Origin of the sequence: Eikenella sp. HMSC071B05 (assembly GCF_001811325.1) — a bacterium.
GTDB lineage: Bacteria > Pseudomonadota > Gammaproteobacteria > Burkholderiales > Neisseriaceae > Eikenella > Eikenella corrodens.
Window position 1 is genome coordinate 1 of the sequence record NZ_KV804548.1, and the last position, 1850, is coordinate 1850.

1 pseudogene is annotated in these 1850 nt (G+C 49.2%); it reads right to left on the bottom strand.

Features of this window, described 5'->3' with window-relative positions:
• Nucleotides 1-394: 394 nt before the first annotated feature.
• Nucleotides 395-1402 (bottom strand): annotated as a pseudogene (locus HMPREF2796_RS10800) (IS5 family transposase).
• Nucleotides 1403-1850: the final 448 nt, after the last annotated feature.

Genomic DNA, 1850 nt, shown 5'->3' on the forward strand with positions numbered 1-1850 from the left:
CCTGAAGGCTGGATGGAGCCGTTATTCTGCATACTCAAAGATGTCGACAGGCACAAAGGCAAGATACTTAGTTGATCATATTAGATAATTTACTATATCGTTGAATTAAAACGAATATTTCGGGTAATAAAAACAGTATCAACCATGAAACGATTGGCCACGAACCTAGTACACCTCCGGTCTTTAGGGGAGATAGCTGCCGGTCGTCGGTATGCATCATCACCTCTTGCTTAGGTTTTATCTTTTAGAGACCTTTGCAAAATTTCTTTTCCTCCAACAACCGAAACCCAAAAACAGGTTTTCGGCTGTTTTCTCCCCCAATCACTCCTAATTTTACCCAAATACCCCCTTAATCCTCCCCGAATACCTGATAATAAGGCATCCGGACCGCCTTTTAGGCGGCAACAGGCACACTTAGCCTGTTAGCCGCTTTCAACAGGTTCAAACACATCGCCTTCAGATGGCTTTGCGCACTCACTTTAATCAGTCCGAAATAGGCTGCCCGCGCGTAGCGGAATTTACGGTGCAGCGTACCGAAGCTTTGTTCGACCACATAACGGGTCTTCGACAAATATCGGTTGCGTTTGGTTTGCGCTTCCGTCAGCGGGCGGTTGCGGTGGGCTTTGCGCATAATGCCATCCTGCAGTCGACGCTCTTCCAGATGTTGCCGGTTTTCCGCACTGTCGTAGCCTTTATCGGCATAGACGGTTGTGTCTTTGGCTATTCCTTCCAGCAAAGGCAACAGGTGGTTGCACTCATGGGTATTGGCGGGGGTAATGTGCAGTTTCTCGATATAGCCTTCCTCATCGGTACGGGTATGTTGTTTGTAACCGAGTTTGTAGAGGCCGTTTTTCTTTGTCCAACGGGCATCTTTATCTTTACTCGGTGTGGTTTAGCCGCTGACTTGTCCTTCTTCATCGACTTCTATGGCCTGACGCTGTTTGCTGCCGGCGGTCTGAATAATGGTGGCGTCAATGACGGCGGCGGATGCTTTCTCTACTTTTAGGTTTTTTTCGGTCAGTTGGCGGTTAATCAGTTCCAGCAATTCGGACAGGGTGTCGTCTTGCGCCAGCCAGTTGCGGTAGCGGCATAAGGTGCTGTAATCGGGGATGCTCAACTCGTCAAAACGGCAAAATAGGTTGAAATCGATGCGGGTGATGAGGCTGTGTTCGAGTTCGGGATCGGAGAGGCTGTGCCATTGTCCGAGCAGGACGGCTTTGAACATGGATAACAGGGAATAGGCGGGGCGGCCGCGGTGGTCTCTAAGGTAACGGGTTCTTTGACGATTCAGGTACTGTTCGATCGGTTGCCAATCAATCACTTGATCCAATTTCAATAGTGGGAAGCGGTCGATGTGTTTGGCAATCATGGCTTGTGCGGGTTGCTGGAAGAAGGTGCTCATGAGAAATCCCCTAAATGTCTTGGTGGGAATTTAGGGGATTTTGGGGAATTTTGCAAAGATCTCTTTTAGTGAGTAAAAGAACCAGGTCCTTGCAATCATCTTTCAGCCAAGCAAAGCTGTCTGCCTCAATACCCCTTTTGATTGCCGATTTGGTCTCGGCAATCTGCCCTTTGCCCGTAGGTATGACTTTCTGCATCGGTGCGGATATGCTGTGAGTAAGCTTAAAGTGCCTTTAACCCGGCATGCATCACCGCCGTTGCCGGCAGTGCCTTCTGTATGGATTCCATTTGCACTAATACGCTGATCTGATTTTGTCAGCCGCCGATGGACCAGGTCCGGATAACGCCAGCGATACCTACATCGGCATACGGGATATTGGAACCTTGTCCGCTTAATCGGTGCTTGATTAGTTCCAGCAGATGGGGAAGTGTGCCTGACCAGGTTCTCC